This window comes from Mesorhizobium sp. M0478, from assembly GCF_040321305.1.
Lineage (GTDB): Bacteria > Pseudomonadota > Alphaproteobacteria > Rhizobiales > Rhizobiaceae > Mesorhizobium.
Window position 1 is genome coordinate 151,781 of the sequence record NZ_JAMYRH010000001.1, and the last position, 13,970, is coordinate 165,750.

The window sequence follows — 13,970 nt, forward strand, 5'->3', positions numbered from 1 at the left end:
GATTTCGCGCCCGCCGGCCGCAGCCTTCAATGCTTGATGCGGTCGCGCATGGCGTACCACAACATCCCCAGCACATAGAGCGGGCCCCGCAGCGCCGTACCGCCCGGGAACGGCATCGGCGTCAGCGTCGAGAACAGGTCCAGCCGCGAGGCGTCGCCCGTAATCGCTTCGGCCAAGAGCTTGCCCGACAGCGTTGACAGGATGACGCCCTTGCCGGAATAGCCATGCGCGAAATAGACCTCGCCATAGTGCCCGACATGCGGCAGCCGCGACGTGGTCACCGACACCAGACCGCCCCAGGTATGATCGATGCGGCAGCCCTTCAGTTGCGGGAAGGTGGCCTCCATGTGCGGCCGCACGAAGCCGGCGATGTCGGCCGGCGGCGATGGCGTGTAGCGCTCGCCGCCGCCGAACAGCAGCCGACCGTCCGCCGACATGCGGTAGTAGTTGACGACGAAGCGCGTGTCGGACACCGCGACATTGGCCGGGATGACATTGTGTTTGCCCTCCAGCGGTTCGGTGGCGACGATGTAGTTGCCGACCGGCATGATGCGGCTGTTGACGCGCGGCTCCAGCCCATGCAGCAACGCGTCGCCGGCCAGCACGACATGTTTGGCCCTTACCGACCCCTGCGCCGTCGAGACCCGGATCGAAGGCTCGCGCTCCAGCTTTACCGCGACGGAATTTTCATGGATGACGACACCGGCCGCCACGGCGGCACGGGCAAGGCCGAGCGTGTAGTTCAGCGGATGCATATGGCCGCCAAGCGGCTCATACATCGCGCCATGATAGGGCGTGTCCACCTTGCCGCGTGCCTGCGCCGCCGACAGGATCTCGACGTCGCGGAACTTCATCACGCTCTCGAGGCATTTGGCCTCGTCTTCGAGATCCCTGAGGTCGGAGCCATTAACGGCACCGACGAGATGGCCGGTCAGCCGCAGATCGCAATCGATGGCGTGGCGCTCGATGATGTCGAGCACCAGGCCCCGCGCCTCGAAGGCGAGGTCGAACAGCGCCTTCGCCCGCTCGGGGCCGTAAAGCTTGACCAACCCCTTGGCGCCTTTGCGCAGGCCAGGGATCATCTGGCCGCCATTGCGGCCCGACGCGCCCCAGCCGATCTTGCCGCCTTCGAGCAGCACCACCTTCAGGCCGCGCTCGGCGGCATGAAGGGCGGCCGACAGGCCGGTGCAGCCGCCGCCGACCACCACCAGATCGGCGCCGACATCTCCCACCAGCGCCGGATGGTCCGGCGCCGGATTGGCGGTGGCGACATAATAGGAATTGCCGATATCGAGGCTCGAATTGAAACCCGTTGAGCCGGAGGCCATGATCACACCTTCAGCAGCAAATGGTCGCGTTCCCAGCTCGTCACCACGCTCTGGAACAGGTCGAGTTCGACGCTCTTGACGCGCAGATAGGTCTGGAAAAAATCCTCGCCGAGCAATGCCCGCACCGGCTCGCAAGCAATGAAACGATCAAGCGCCTCCTCCATCGTTTTCGGCAGCGTGCTTTTGATCTTGTAGGCATTGCCCGAGGCCTCAGCCGAGCGCGCCAGCTTCTGCTCGACGCCGAGATAGCCGGCAAGCAGCGAACCGGCGATCGCCAGATAGGGATTGCAATCCGCTCCCGGCAAGCGGTTCTCTACCCGCCGGGCGGCGCGGCCACCTGCCGGCACGCGCAGGCCGCAAGAGCGGTTGTCATGCGACCATTCGATGTTGGCCGGTGCGCTGTGGTTCGGCCGGATGCGGCGGAACGAGTTCACGTTGGGTGCGAACAGCGGCATGATCTCGGGCACATATCTCTGCAGGCCGCCGATGAAATGGCCGAACATTTCGGTGTCTGCATCATCTCTGTCGGCAAACAGCGCGGCGCCTGTCGTTTCATCGACGACAGACATGTGCAGATGCATCGAGCTTCCCGCCTGCGCCGCGATCGGCTTGGCCATGAAGGTCGCGTGCATGCCGCTCTGTTGCGCCGCTTGGCGAGTCAGCCGCTTGAACAGCAGCACCTGGTCGGCGAGCGGCACCGCGTCGCCGTGCAATAGATTGATCTCCAGCTGCGCGGTGCCGGACTCATGGATCAGCGTGTCGAGCGGCAGGCCGGCGGCTGCGGCATAATCATAGACGCGCCTTATCACCGGCTCGAATTCTTCCAGCGCCACCATGTCATAGGGATGCTGCGAGCCCTCGGCGCGGCCATTGGCGCCAACCGGTGCCGTCAGCGGCTGGTCGGGATTCGGATTGGGCGCGGTCAGATAGAATTCGATTTCCGGCGCCACCACCGCGCGCCAACCGCGCTTCCGGTAGAGATCGAGCACGGCGCGCAGCACATGTCGTGGCGAGGCCATCCAGGGCTTGCCTTGCATGTGGAAGGCGTCGGCGAAGACATAGGCTTTGCCGACGCCACCGCCCGGCGCCAGGCACAGCGTCGACATATCAGGCACCATGCGCATATCCGGGTCTTGATAGGCAAAGCCTTCGTCGATGGAACCGGAGTAGCGGCCATCGATGCTGACCAGGAAAGCGCTGCTCGGCAGGTAGAGTGCGCGGTCTTCCAGCGCCTTGAGGAATTTCACCGTCGGCAGCGCCTTGCCGCGCAGCACGCCATTCATGTCGGGCACCAGGCACTCGACCTCCGTTATGCCGTGCTGGGCGAGCCAGGCCTTGGGATCGTTGCCGGTGAAGAGAGCGGTGTTGGTATTTTTGTCCTGCATTTTGGTTCACGTACCTATGAGAGAGAGTATGGCTTGCGCGGCCACATCCGTTCCAGGGGTCAGCGCCATCTTGGCAGCATTGTCCCTGAGGCGGGCGCGCATCGCATCGTCGGCCAGCAGGCCGAGAATGGCTCTCTCCAATCCCCCTTCGGTCCAGGCGTCGCGGCCGATATGGTCGCCCACGCCCGTCTCTCCCGCGCGTTGCGCATTGTCATGTCCGTCCCAGCAATAGGGCATGATCAGCGACGGCACGCCGAAGCGCAGCGCCTCGCAAAAACTGTTGTTTCCTCCGTGATGAATAAACAGGTCCGACTTCGCCACCACCGAAGGCTGCGGAAACCAGGCGTCGAGATAGACATTGTCCGGCACCGCGCGGTAGGCGTCGCGCAGGCCGCCGGCATTGACGATGAAGCGCGCCGGCAGCCGGTCGAAGACGGCGAGCATGCGTTCGATCAGCCCGACATCCATCGCGCCGAGACTGCCGAAGCTGACATAGACCAGCGGCCCGCCATTGCGCGGAAACACCGGCACCTCGAACGGCCCTTCCGAGCGCACGCAGCCTTCGAGATAAACGAAGCGTTTGGGGTCGAGCGGCTCGGCCCGCTCACGCCGTACGATCGCTGGCGTCAGCAGCAGATTGAGGTCGGGTGATGTCTCGAGGAACAGGCCCTTGGGCAACGGCGCCAGGCCGGCATCCGCGCGAAAACGGTTGAAGCGCTCATGCGCGGGTGCGGAGGCCGCGAGATAGCGCGCTTCGAACGCCGCACGTTGCGGGTCGTCGGCACCCATCCCCGAGAGATAGGGCGGCACCTCGGCATCCGGCAGTTCCGTCTCGGCACAGGAGACGACGCGCACCCACGGGCAGCCGGCGGCGGCGATCGCCGGGAACATGATGACGTTGTCGAGCACCACCACATCCGGCTTCAGCCGCGCCAGCAATTGGCGCAGCGGCGCCTCGGCGTTGACGGCGGTGTCGACGATCGCTTGCCAGGTCGGCGCGACATAGGTCTCGAGCTGGTCGATCGGGCTCAGCCGGAAATGCGGCAGGTGCCGGCGCACGAAGGCCTGCCAATAGCTCTGGCGGTCGCTGTCGCTCAGCGGCTCATCCGTCGGCAGATGGTATTCCTGGAAGCCATAGTCGGTAAAGACGCCGGAGAAGCCGGCATGGCAGATGAAGACGGGGCGAGCGCCCCGTGCGCGCAATGCCTGTGCGATACCGACGCAATTCAACGCGGCGCCGAAACTGGCTTCGGGAAACAGCGCGATGGTCGGGCTGGCTTTACGCGTCAATTATTCCTCTTCAATCCGGCCGGCTGATCATGCTGAACAGTGCGGGAGCTCCGCGGCTGGCTGCTTGCGGTCGCTGGCTGCGGGAGAGCCGCAGGTGGATGCGAAGCAGATCGGCAGCCACCTCATACTGCCGGCTTTCAAGATAGTCGAGTATGCCCGAGTGTTCGCGCAACGATTGCCGCAGCCGAAACACGTTGACGCCGGAATAGATGCCCGGCAGCCGGCGCAGGCGGAGATGATCGGCCAATGCATCCGACACAAAACGGTTGGCGCAGCCCTCGGCGATCATGCCATGAAAATCCATGTCCAGCCGCTGGAACTCGCGCGTGTCGAATGTCTCGTCCGGCAGCGCTGCAAGCGCTTCCATGCCTTGCCGCAACATTGCTGCCCGCGCCCCGTCCAGCCGAAAGCCTGGCGTCAGGATGGCCGCCGGCTCCAGCACCAGGCGGAACTCGTAGCTTTCGCCTTGCGCCTCCGGATCGTCCGGCGCGCGGCGAAACAACCAGGATTGCCCAGGCGCACGATCCAGAAGATTCTCGTCGGTCAGTTTTTTAAGTGCTTTTAGTACCGTCTTGCGATCAGCGTCGTAGCGTCGCATCAGCCCCGCGATGGTCACCGTCTGGTCCAACCGTCGCGCCGAGCGGTCGCGCAGGATGGCTTCGGCGAGCTCGTCTTCCTCCGCACTAGGTAGTTCGGCGGCAATGGCGGGCTGGGCGGCGAGGTCGACCGTCAGATGATAACCGCTGTCGGCCTCCCAGCGCACCACGCCCCGTTCCGCGAGCAGGCCGAGTGCGGCGCGTACGGGCGTGCGCGAGACATTGCACAGCGAGGCGATCTGCTGTTCGGGCAGGCGGGCGCCAGGCTCGAAGCCACGCTGCCGCGCCACATCCAGGATGCGCTGCGCCAGATCGAGATGGTTGGTGCGAGGTCGTCTGGCTACGGCTTGCATGACTTTTCTCGAATGCGAATGTGGCGCATTGGTCTGGCTGATCGCCGGAACAGGGACAATCGGCCAAATTCCTCCGTCGGTTGACAGATTATGGATTGACGTACTTTTTTCTGCAATAGTACTGTCGGCGCAATCGGCGAGAAAAGACCGAGGGAACAGGATCGAGGCAGGCGCGCGCGTCGCCGGCCTTGGTCCGGCAAATGATTTCGACGATCAAACCGAATGGGAGACTGCCATGACCGCTACCAGCCTGCGGCGCCGTGCGCTCAATACATCCTCAATCGCTCTCGGTCTCGCCCTGACGCTCTCGGGGCCGGCCGCCGCAGCCGACCTCGTTATTTCGAACTGGGATGGGTACATGGCACCCGACGCCATGGCCGCTTTCAAGACCGCCACCGGCATTGCCGGCGAAGTGGTGGTGCACGCCACCAATGAAGAGATCATGGGCAAGCTGATTGCCGCCGGCGGCAAGGGCTATGACGTGGTCTTCGTCTCCTCGCCCTTCGCCGAAGTATTAAACAAGCTTGGCCTGACCGAGCCGATCGACCATGCCAAGATCCCCAACCTCGCCAACCTCTATCCCGAAGCGACCAAGCTGCCGCACGATGCCGGCAACGCTTTCTCCGTGCCTTACACCTGGGGCACGACGGGCCTCTGCTACCGCTCTGACCTTGTCAAGACGGCGCCCACGAGCTGGAGCGACCTGCTCGCCCCTTCCGACGAGATGAAGGGCAAGACCACCATGCTGGCGACCGATCGCTGGCTGCTGGCCGCCGGGCAGCTCGACAAGGGCTATTCGGTCAACGAGACCGACCCGGCCAAGATGGCCGAGGTCAAGGACCTCTTGATCTCCGCCAAGAAGACCCTGCTCGCCTATGACGACACCACCTTCTATCCCAAGCTGGTTTCCGGCGAGGCGCTGATGGTGCAGGCCTGGGACGGCTGGTGCAATTACGGCATCGCCGACAAGCCGGAGATCAAATACGTCATCCCTAAAGAAGGTTCGGACCTGTGGGTCGACACGATGGTGGTGATGAAGGCGTCCGAGCACAAGGAGGACGCCTTCAAGTTCATCAACTTCATGCTCGACGCCAAGAACCACGCCTGGGCGGCGCAGAACATCGACTACAAGGTGCCGAACAAGCCGGCGATGGAAAGCCTGCCGGCCGACTTCCTGGCCAAATTCCCCAACATGGCGATGCCGGTGGCCGATCTCGTCAAGTTCGAGCAGTTGCGTGACGTCGGCGAAGCCCAGCGCGACTATTCCAAGATCGTCAGCGAGATCAAGGCCGCGCAGTAAGCGGCGCAGACTTCACGGCCGGCAGCACTTCTGCCGCCGGCCCTGAGCGGTACCCGAGAAATTGTCCCAGACCCGACTTCGTTCCTCTCTGCTGATGGCCCCGGCGCTGGTCTGGCTGACCGCGCTGATGGTTATCCCATGCGCCCTGGTGCTGGCGCTCGCCTTCTTCCGGCGCGGCGTCTATGGCGGCATCGACTACACTTTGACGCTGGAAAATTTCGGGTTGGTCTTCGACCCGCTCTATGCCGGCATCTTACTCAAATCGGCGCGTATCGCCGGCACCGCGACCCTGATCGCGGTGGTGATCGGCTATGCCGCCGCCTATGCGATCGCGGCCGCCCCGCGCCGGTGGCAGCCGGTGTTCCTGTTTTTCGCCGTGCTGCCGTTCTGGTCCAACTACCTGATCCGCACCTATGCCTGGATCGTGCTGCTGAACCGCGAAGGCCTGATCACCCAGCTCTTGCGCTGGTTCGGCTACACCGGCGAACCGCCCTCGATGCTCTATACCGAAGGCTCGGTCATCGCAGGCCTCGTCTACAACTATCTGCCCTTCGTCATCCTCGCCTGCTACGCGCCGCTGTCACGCCTCAACCCGGAACTGGCCGAGGCCTCACGCGATCTCGGCGCCTCCGCTGCCACCACCTTCCGACGTGTCATCCTGCCGCTGACCGTGCCCGGCATCGCTGCGGGTGCTGTCTTCGTCTTTGTGCTGTCGATCGGCAATTTCGTCACCCCGGCGCTGCTTGGCGGCGGCCGCTTCCAGATGATCGGCAACCTCGTCTACGACCAGTTCCTGACCGCCAATGACTGGCCGTTTGGCGCGGCATTGGCGATGGCGCTGATCGCCATCATGCTTCTGGTGCTTATGGCGCAGGCGCTCGCCGCCGACCGCGCCGCGGGGCGTGCGGCTGAGGCAAGGGGTGACGCCTATGGCTGAGCGCCGCGCAATTCTTGCCTTCTCCCCGTTCACCGGGAGAAGGTGCCCCGAAGGGGCGGATGAGGGGCGGCGTCAACCTTTGCGACGCTCAACGCTGCCCCCCGTCTGCCTGCCGGTAGCTTCTACCCGCGAACAGGGAGAAGGACTCTGGTCGTTCGCTTGCCCTCCAATTGTCGGAGGCCGGCGATGACCCATTCCTTCACCCGTACGCTCGGCATGCGGACGATCCTCACCCTCGTCTTCGCCTTCCTCTACATCCCGATCGCCGTGCTGGTGGCGCTGTCCTTCAACGAAGGCGGATTGCCGACGGCATGGTCGGGCTTTTCGCTGAAATGGTATGCCTCGCTGGCCGGCAATTCCGCAATCCTTTCCGCTGCGCTCAACACGCTGATCGTGGCGTTGGTCTCCACGGCCATCGCCACGCTGCTCGGCACGCTGCTGGCCATCGGCATCGAGATGCGCCGGCAATACGGCAGGGGTCTCGAGGCGCTGATCTTCGCACCGATGATCATCCCCGACATCGTCCTGGCGATCGCTCTGCTGTCGTTCTTCTCCATGCTAAACCTGACCATGGGCCTGCATACCATCATCCTCGCCCATGTCGTCTTCAACCTCGCCTTCGTCTGCTCGGTGGTGCGCGCAAGGCTAAAGAGTTTCGACTGGTCGATCGTCGAGGCCTCCGCCGACCTCGGCGCCTCGGCTCTGACCACCTTCCGGCGTGTGACATTGCCGGTCATCGCGCCGGCAGTGATTGCCGGCGCTCTGCTTGCCTTCACGCTCTCGGTCGACGAGTTCATCATCGCCTTTTTCACCGCCGGTGCCGGCCGCGCCTCGACGACGCTGCCGATGCAGATCTACGCCATGATCCGCTTCGGCATCACGCCGGAGATCAACGCGCTGGCGACCATCGTCATGGCGGTATCCATCACCGCGCTGACCCTGTCGCAGCGGCTCAACCGTGGGATCATCGGCCAATGAGCGAACCGCGCACGCTGCTGGCCATTGATAACGTTTCGAAGAAGTTCGGCCGGGTCACCGCCGTCGACGGCATCTCGCTCGACATCCGCGAAAACGAGTTCTTCGCGCTGCTTGGACCCTCCGGCTGCGGCAAGACCACGCTGCTGCGCATGCTGGCCGGCTTCGAGACGCCAACCGACGGCCGCATACTGCTCGATGGCAAGGACATCGCCCGGACCCCGCCCAACAAGCGGCCGGTCAATCTGATGTTCCAGTCCTACGCGCTGTTCCCGCATATGAGCGTGCGCGCCAATGTCTCCTACGGGCTGGAGATGGAGCGCTTGCCGAAAGCTGAAATCCGTTCCCGCGTCGAGGCCATTCTGGCCACCACCGAGCTTGTCCCCTTCGCCGACCGTAAGCCTGAGCAATTGTCGGGTGGCCAGAAGCAGCGCGTCGCGCTCGCCCGCGCGCTGGTCAAACGGCCTCGGTTGCTGCTGCTCGACGAACCGCTGGGCGCGCTGGACAAGAAACTGCGCGGCGCCATGCAGATGGAGCTGAAGCGCCTGCAGCACGAAGTCGGCATCACCTTCGTCATCGTCACCCACGACCAGGAAGAGTCACTCGTCATGGCCGACCGCATGGCGGTGCTCAAGGACGGCCAGCTGCTGCAATGCGACACGCCGCACGTGATCTACGAGCATCCCACCGACCGTTTCGTCGCCGACTTCATCGGCGTGATGAATTTCGTACCGGGCAAGATGTCTGCGGATGGCGTGATCGCCGCGAACGGCGCGCGCATCACCGGCAAGGTTCCCGCCAAGCTCACACCCGGCGCTTCCGCTGTCGCTTCGGTGCGACCCGAGCGCATCCGGCTGTTCCCGTCAGCCGAGACCGCCAACCGCATCGCCGGCACGGTTGAGGCGCTGGCCTATCACGGGCTCGACCTGCAGCTGCATGTCCGCACGCCTCTGTCGCCAAAACCATTTCTGGTGCGCGTCACCGCCGATGCCGCCGACCGCCGGCCGGTCTCGTCGGGCGATCAGGTCGAACTCGGCTGGGACGCCGCCGATGTCAGAATTTTTCAGGAATAGGAGAGCTTGATGGCGCAGAAGACGATCGCGTTTTTTCCCGAAGCGGCCTACGGCCCGGCGCTCAATTCGGTCGGCATCGCGCAAGCCGTCGAGGCGCGCGGCCATAAGGCAGTGTTCCTGTCCGACCCCGGCTTTGTCGATGTCTACAAGGGTTACGGCTTCGAAGCGCATCCGGTGAACCTGTCGGAGCCGATGCCGCCCGAGCAGATGGCGAAATTCTGGGAAGACTTCATCAACGGCCACATCCCGAACTTCCGCAAATCGCCCTACGATCAGGTCGACAATTACGTGAAGGATTGCTGGACCGCGATTGTCGACAGCGCCAAATGGGCGCAGAAGGATTTGCCGCGAGTCCTGGCCGCCATCAAGCCTGATGTCATTTGCGTCGACAATGTCATCCTGTTTCCGGCCATCAAACAGTTCGGCAAGCCTTGGGTGCGCGTCATCTCCTGCTCGGAAAACGAGATCGAGGATGAGGACATCCCGCCGCATCTCTCCGGTTGCGGCGAGAACGACCATGTCGGCCACCAGCGCTATCGCGATCATTTCAATGCGGTGATCAAGCCCATCCACGACGACTTCAACGCCTTCCTCACCGCAAACAATGAAGCGCCATACCCGGTCGGTCAGTTCTTCGAGGCCTCGCCCTATCTCAATCTGCTGCTCTATCCCGAAGCGGCAAAGTTCAAACGCCGCCATCCGCTTGATACGACGAAATTCCAGTATCTCGAAGGCTGCGTGCGGCAGGAAAAGCCATACGCCGTGCCGACCTTCGCCGAGAACAATGACGGGCCGCTGCTCTATGTCTCCTTCGGCAGCCTCGGCGCTGGCGATGTCGATTTGTTGAAGCGCATCATCACAACACTGGGCAAGACCCGTTACCGCGCGCTGGTCAATGTCGGCGGCTATAAGGACCTGTACACGGATGTGCCGGACAACGTCATCGTCGAGAGCTGGTTTCCGCAGCCTTCACTCATCCCGCAGGTCGATGCCGTCATCCACCATGGCGGCAACAACTCGTTCACGGAGTGCCTCTATTTCGGCAAGCCGGCCATCATCATGCCCTATGTCTGGGACGGCCACGACAACGCCACCCGCGTCCAGGAAACCGGCCACGGCTTCGGCATGCCGCGCTACGACTGGAGCGACGCCCAGTTGGTCAGCAGGATCGAGGCTTGCCTGACCGACCCCAAGATGAAGGCCAAGCTGGCGAAGACCTCGGCGCAGATGCAGGCCCAGAACGGGCCTGAGAAGGCAGCCGGGCTGCTGGAGGCGCTGCTGTGACCTCCTCCGCCCCACACCTCTACCAAGCCTCCACCCGCACCGACCTCGTCGACTGGGGCGCCCAGTCCGACGCGCTGGACGGCGCGTCGCACTCGACCGGCAGGCTTGTCCACAAAGCACCCAACAACCAGCCGGAATCCGGCATCTGGGTCTGCACGCCCGGCCGCTGGCGGCTCTCGATTCCGCGCGACGAATTGTGCCATTTCGTCGCCGGCCGCGCGACGTACCGGTCGGATGCCGGGGAGGTGGTAGAAGTCGCAGCCGGGACCGTGGTCATGTTCCCTGCCGGCTGGACAGGCGAATGCACCGTGCATGAGACCATGCGCAACGTCTACATGCTGGCTTGAACAGCAACGGAGCTTCCCAATATGCCGACACCGCACTGGCCAAAGGCCTCGACCGTGAAACTGGAGGACTGGGGCGGGGGCAGCAACACGCTTGCCGGCTCGCCGCGCGCCTCGGGCAGGATCCTCTCGCAGAACCCGGACGGCTCAAGCGAATGCGGCCTGTGGTCGTGCACGCCAGGCAGCCGCAAGGTTACCTTTGCCGCCGACGAGTTCTGCCATTTCCTGTCGGGCCGCGGGACCTATGTCCGCGAGAATGGCGAAGAGATCCCGGTCGAGGCCGGCATGCTGGTGTTCTTCCCCGCCGGCTGGGCCGGCACCTCCACCATCACGCAAACACTGACCAAGGCCTTCATGTGCCGCTGAGCACTTTTTTAAAGGAAATCGCCATGACCACGCCCATCATGGAATCCCCGCTTGCCATCACCGACCTCGTCGACTGGGGCGTCATCCCGACCATGATCGAGGGCGTGTCCCACACCTCGGGCAAGCTGCTCTACAAGGGGCCGGAGGGCCGTTCGGAATGCGGCCTGTGGGTCTGCACCCCCGGCAAATGGCACTGCCATGTCACCCGCGACGAGTTCTGCCACTTCCTCGAGGGCCGCTGCACCTATGTGCACGAATCGGGCGAGGTCATCCAGATCGAGCCGGACACGGCGGCGTTCTTTCCTCAGAATTGGAAAGGCGTCTGCACCGTCCATGAGACCATCAAGAAGGTCTACATGATCCGCTGAGCGGACCTGAAAGGACGACCATGCAATTCTCCGCTGAACGGCCGGCTTTCTTCGTCAATCCGCACTACCGGCCGATGACCGGCACGGCAAAACCGGTGATCGATCCGGCGACGCTGGAGACCGTCGGCTCGATCTCCGCCGCAACGGACGGTGAGGTCGATGCGGTGCTGTGTGCCGCAACCACGGCACAAGCCGCCTGGAAGCAGCTCGATGCCAAGAGCCGGGCAAAGCATCTGCATGCGGTCGCCAACGCCATCGAGGCGGCGGACTTCACGCGCTGCGCCGAGCTGATGGTGCGCGAGATGGGCAAGCCCTATCCCGAAGCGATCGGCGAGATCGCCAATTGCGCGCCGATCTTCCGCTACTATGCCGAGATGGCGCGCGACGACGCCGGCAAGATCGCCGGTACGACGCAGGCCGGGTCGTTCCAGTATGCGCGCTACGAGCCGTATGGCGTCTCCGTGCACATCATGCCTTACAACTTCCCGATCCTGCTGATGTGCTGGACCGTCGCGGCCTCGCTTGCCGCCGGCAACGGCTGCGTCATCAAGCCGGCCGAAGCGACGACGCTGTCGACGCTGGACTACATGACGGTGTTCCGTTCACTGCCGGAAGGGCTGGTCGCCTGCCTGCCTGGCACGGCCGCCACCGCGCAGGCGCTGATCGCCTCCGAACGCATCCACGCTGTCGCCTTCACCGGCTCGGTCGCCGCCGGCAAAGCCGTGGCAGTCGCCTGCGCCGAGCGCATGAAGCCTTGCGTCATCGAAGCCGGCGGCAGCGATCCGCTGATCATCAGCGAGCACGCGCCGCTCGACGTGGCGGCTGCCGGCAGCGTCACCGCCGCCTTCCACCTGACCGGCCAGGTCTGCACCTCGGCCGAACGCTTCTTTGTCGTCGACTCGGTTCACGATCGCTTCGTCGAGCTGTTCGCCGAGAAGACGCGGGCGCTGCGCATCGGCAATGGCATGGACAAGACCGAGATCGGCCCGCTGGTCAGCGAAGCCGCCCGGGCGAAAGTGATGCGGCTGGTCGATGATGCTATCAGCAACGGCGCTATAGCCGTTGCCGGCGGGCGCATTCCGCCGGCGCACAACACTGGCTGGTTCTACGAGCCAACGATCCTGACCGGCGTCACCCCCGATATGGCGATCGTGCGCGAAGAGTGTTTCGGACCGGTCGCCGCGATCTGCCGCGTCAAGGATTTCGACGAGGCGATCCGGCTTGCCAATGACAGCCCGTTCGGCCTCGGCGCCTCGGTGTTCACCACCGACCTCGCCGAGGCGCATGAGGCGGCCGAGCGGCTCGAGGCCGGCATGGTCTGGGTCAACAACCCGCTGATCGACAATGACGCCTTGCCCTTCGGCGGCTGGAAGGCATCAGGCCTTGGCCGCGAGCTGGGACGCCAGGGACTCGACGCCTTCCGACGCTCCAAGATGGTCATCATCGACCACAGACCGGCGATCCAGGACTGGTGGTATCCTTACCCCGACAGCTGGTTCCGCGAGACAGGCGGCCGCAAGCACGTGTGAGTCCGGCCAGTCCAAAACGTAAGCTGATGCTTACGCATCTGCCGAGATAGGCCGGCTATTTCAACGCTTGAAGCTTGTCGATCGCGGCAGTGAATCCGGCAAGCGAGACCGGAATGGTCACCGGCTTGCGCGTCACCGACTCCATGCCGATGTTCAGGTTGGTTCCCGATTTCATCGCCTTGACGAGGTCCGCCGACAAAGGGGTCGCGGCATAGGCGCCGTTCTGGTCGCTGGTCTGGATGGCAATGGTCGTCTTCTGCCCCTGGTCGATCTGGTACGAGGCGCCGGAAGGCAGGAACAGCCCGTGCGGCAAGGCCAGCAGCATGGCGAGGTTGCCATTGCCGTTGTCGCGGCGAACCGTAACGGTAAGAACGCGCTGCCCCGTCTTGGCCTCGGTAAGGTTTTGGGAGACCTGGCATTGAAGCTCGATGCCGGCCGATCCGCTGGCGCAGTTTAGCGCCCACGGATTGCCTTCTGCAGGCTTGGTCTCGGCAGATGTGGTTGACTTCGGCTCTTCGGCAAGCGCCGACCCTGCCGTCACGACCAGCCATAGCGCGCCGACCCAGGCGGCCCGGCCACAAACGGTTCTCAGCAATGAAGCCACCCGATCCTCGTCGTGTCAGGGTTTCGCCGAGCGCGTTGATACAACAGCCGAGCCTGGCGGGGAAGCCAATACGGTACATGAGCTCGGGCTAAATTACTGTTGCTGAATTATCACAATAAACAACTTTGAAATCTTGTACGTGTAAAGCAAACAATCATGCTCGCTATACACTGGGATTCGGATAGTATTAGCGACGGAGCGTGTACTCGTCGGGGTTCGCAAGGGATGGAGACGACCG

Annotated in this window: 14 protein-coding genes; 9 read left to right on the forward strand and 5 right to left on the reverse strand. The window is 63.8% G+C overall.

From position 1 onward, the window contains the following. Positions 1-26: 26 nt before the first annotated feature. From NKI64_RS00745 to NKI64_RS00760, 4 genes are read right to left on the reverse strand one after another with little or no spacing between them, the layout of a single operon-like run. Positions 27-1,328 carry an NAD(P)/FAD-dependent oxidoreductase gene (locus NKI64_RS00745; protein ID WP_352666183.1) on the reverse strand — a complete coding sequence of 434 codons (1,302 nt, stop codon included), beginning with the start codon at positions 1,326-1,328 and terminating at the stop codon, positions 27-29. A 2-nt stretch (positions 1,329-1,330) separates the two neighbouring features. Next, entirely contained in the window at positions 1,331-2,713 is a 1,383-nt protein-coding gene (locus NKI64_RS00750; protein ID WP_023698836.1) for a glutamine synthetase family protein, read from the reverse strand. Positions 2,714-2,719: 6 nt separating this feature from the next. After that, entirely contained in the window at positions 2,720-4,003 is a 1,284-nt protein-coding gene (locus NKI64_RS00755) for a glycosyltransferase (RefSeq protein WP_352666185.1), read from the reverse strand. A gap of 10 nt (positions 4,004-4,013) precedes the next feature. Next, on the reverse strand, positions 4,014-4,952 hold the full coding sequence (locus NKI64_RS00760) for an FCD domain-containing protein (protein ID WP_352666187.1): 939 nt from the start codon (positions 4,950-4,952) through the stop codon (positions 4,014-4,016). Positions 4,953-5,187: 235 nt separating this feature from the next. Between NKI64_RS00760 and NKI64_RS00765 the strand changes: the two genes are divergently transcribed. The 9 genes from NKI64_RS00765 to NKI64_RS00805 all read left to right on the forward strand — a co-directional run bounded on the left by NKI64_RS00765 (position 5,188) and on the right by NKI64_RS00805 (position 13,128). Continuing rightward, on the forward strand, positions 5,188-6,252 hold the full coding sequence (locus NKI64_RS00765; RefSeq protein WP_352666189.1) for a polyamine ABC transporter substrate-binding protein: 1,065 nt from the start codon (positions 5,188-5,190) through the stop codon (positions 6,250-6,252). 94 nt (positions 6,253-6,346) lie between these two features. Beyond that, on the forward strand, positions 6,347-7,189 hold the full coding sequence (locus NKI64_RS00770) for an ABC transporter permease (protein WP_023712268.1): 843 nt from the start codon (positions 6,347-6,349) through the stop codon (positions 7,187-7,189). Between the two features lie 186 nt (positions 7,190-7,375). After that, positions 7,376-8,167 carry an ABC transporter permease gene (locus tag NKI64_RS00775; RefSeq protein ID WP_023672946.1) on the forward strand — a complete coding sequence of 264 codons (792 nt, stop codon included), beginning with the start codon at positions 7,376-7,378 and terminating at the stop codon, positions 8,165-8,167. After that, complete coding sequence (locus NKI64_RS00780; RefSeq protein WP_023692047.1) at positions 8,164-9,237, forward strand: ABC transporter ATP-binding protein; 1,074 nt, start codon at positions 8,164-8,166, stop codon at positions 9,235-9,237. Before NKI64_RS00775 ends, NKI64_RS00780 begins: the two co-directional genes overlap by 4 nt. Before the next feature lie 9 nt (positions 9,238-9,246). Beyond that, positions 9,247-10,521 carry a glycosyltransferase gene (locus NKI64_RS00785; RefSeq protein WP_352666191.1) on the forward strand — a complete coding sequence of 425 codons (1,275 nt, stop codon included), beginning with the start codon at positions 9,247-9,249 and terminating at the stop codon, positions 10,519-10,521. Continuing rightward, positions 10,518-10,868, forward strand: coding sequence for a cupin domain-containing protein (locus tag NKI64_RS00790; RefSeq protein WP_023698843.1), 351 nt, complete (start codon positions 10,518-10,520; stop codon positions 10,866-10,868). Before NKI64_RS00785 ends, NKI64_RS00790 begins: the two co-directional genes overlap by 4 nt. A 21-nt stretch (positions 10,869-10,889) precedes the next feature. Then, complete coding sequence (locus NKI64_RS00795) at positions 10,890-11,231, forward strand: cupin domain-containing protein (protein ID WP_023672950.1); 342 nt, start codon at positions 10,890-10,892, stop codon at positions 11,229-11,231. 23 nt (positions 11,232-11,254) lie between these two features. Then, on the forward strand, positions 11,255-11,599 hold the full coding sequence (locus tag NKI64_RS00800; protein WP_352666193.1) for a cupin domain-containing protein: 345 nt from the start codon (positions 11,255-11,257) through the stop codon (positions 11,597-11,599). 20 nt (positions 11,600-11,619) lie between these two features. Further along, positions 11,620-13,128 (forward strand): aldehyde dehydrogenase family protein, encoded by a 1,509-nt coding sequence (locus NKI64_RS00805; protein ID WP_352666195.1) that lies wholly within the window; start codon positions 11,620-11,622, stop codon positions 13,126-13,128. 55 nt (positions 13,129-13,183) lie between these two features. Here the strand turns inward: NKI64_RS00805 and NKI64_RS00810 are convergent, their stop codons facing one another. Next, positions 13,184-13,723: an invasion associated locus B family protein gene (locus NKI64_RS00810; RefSeq protein WP_023672953.1), complete on the reverse strand. Its 540-nt coding sequence runs from the start codon at positions 13,721-13,723 to the stop codon at positions 13,184-13,186. Between the last annotated feature and the right edge of the window lie 247 nt (positions 13,724-13,970).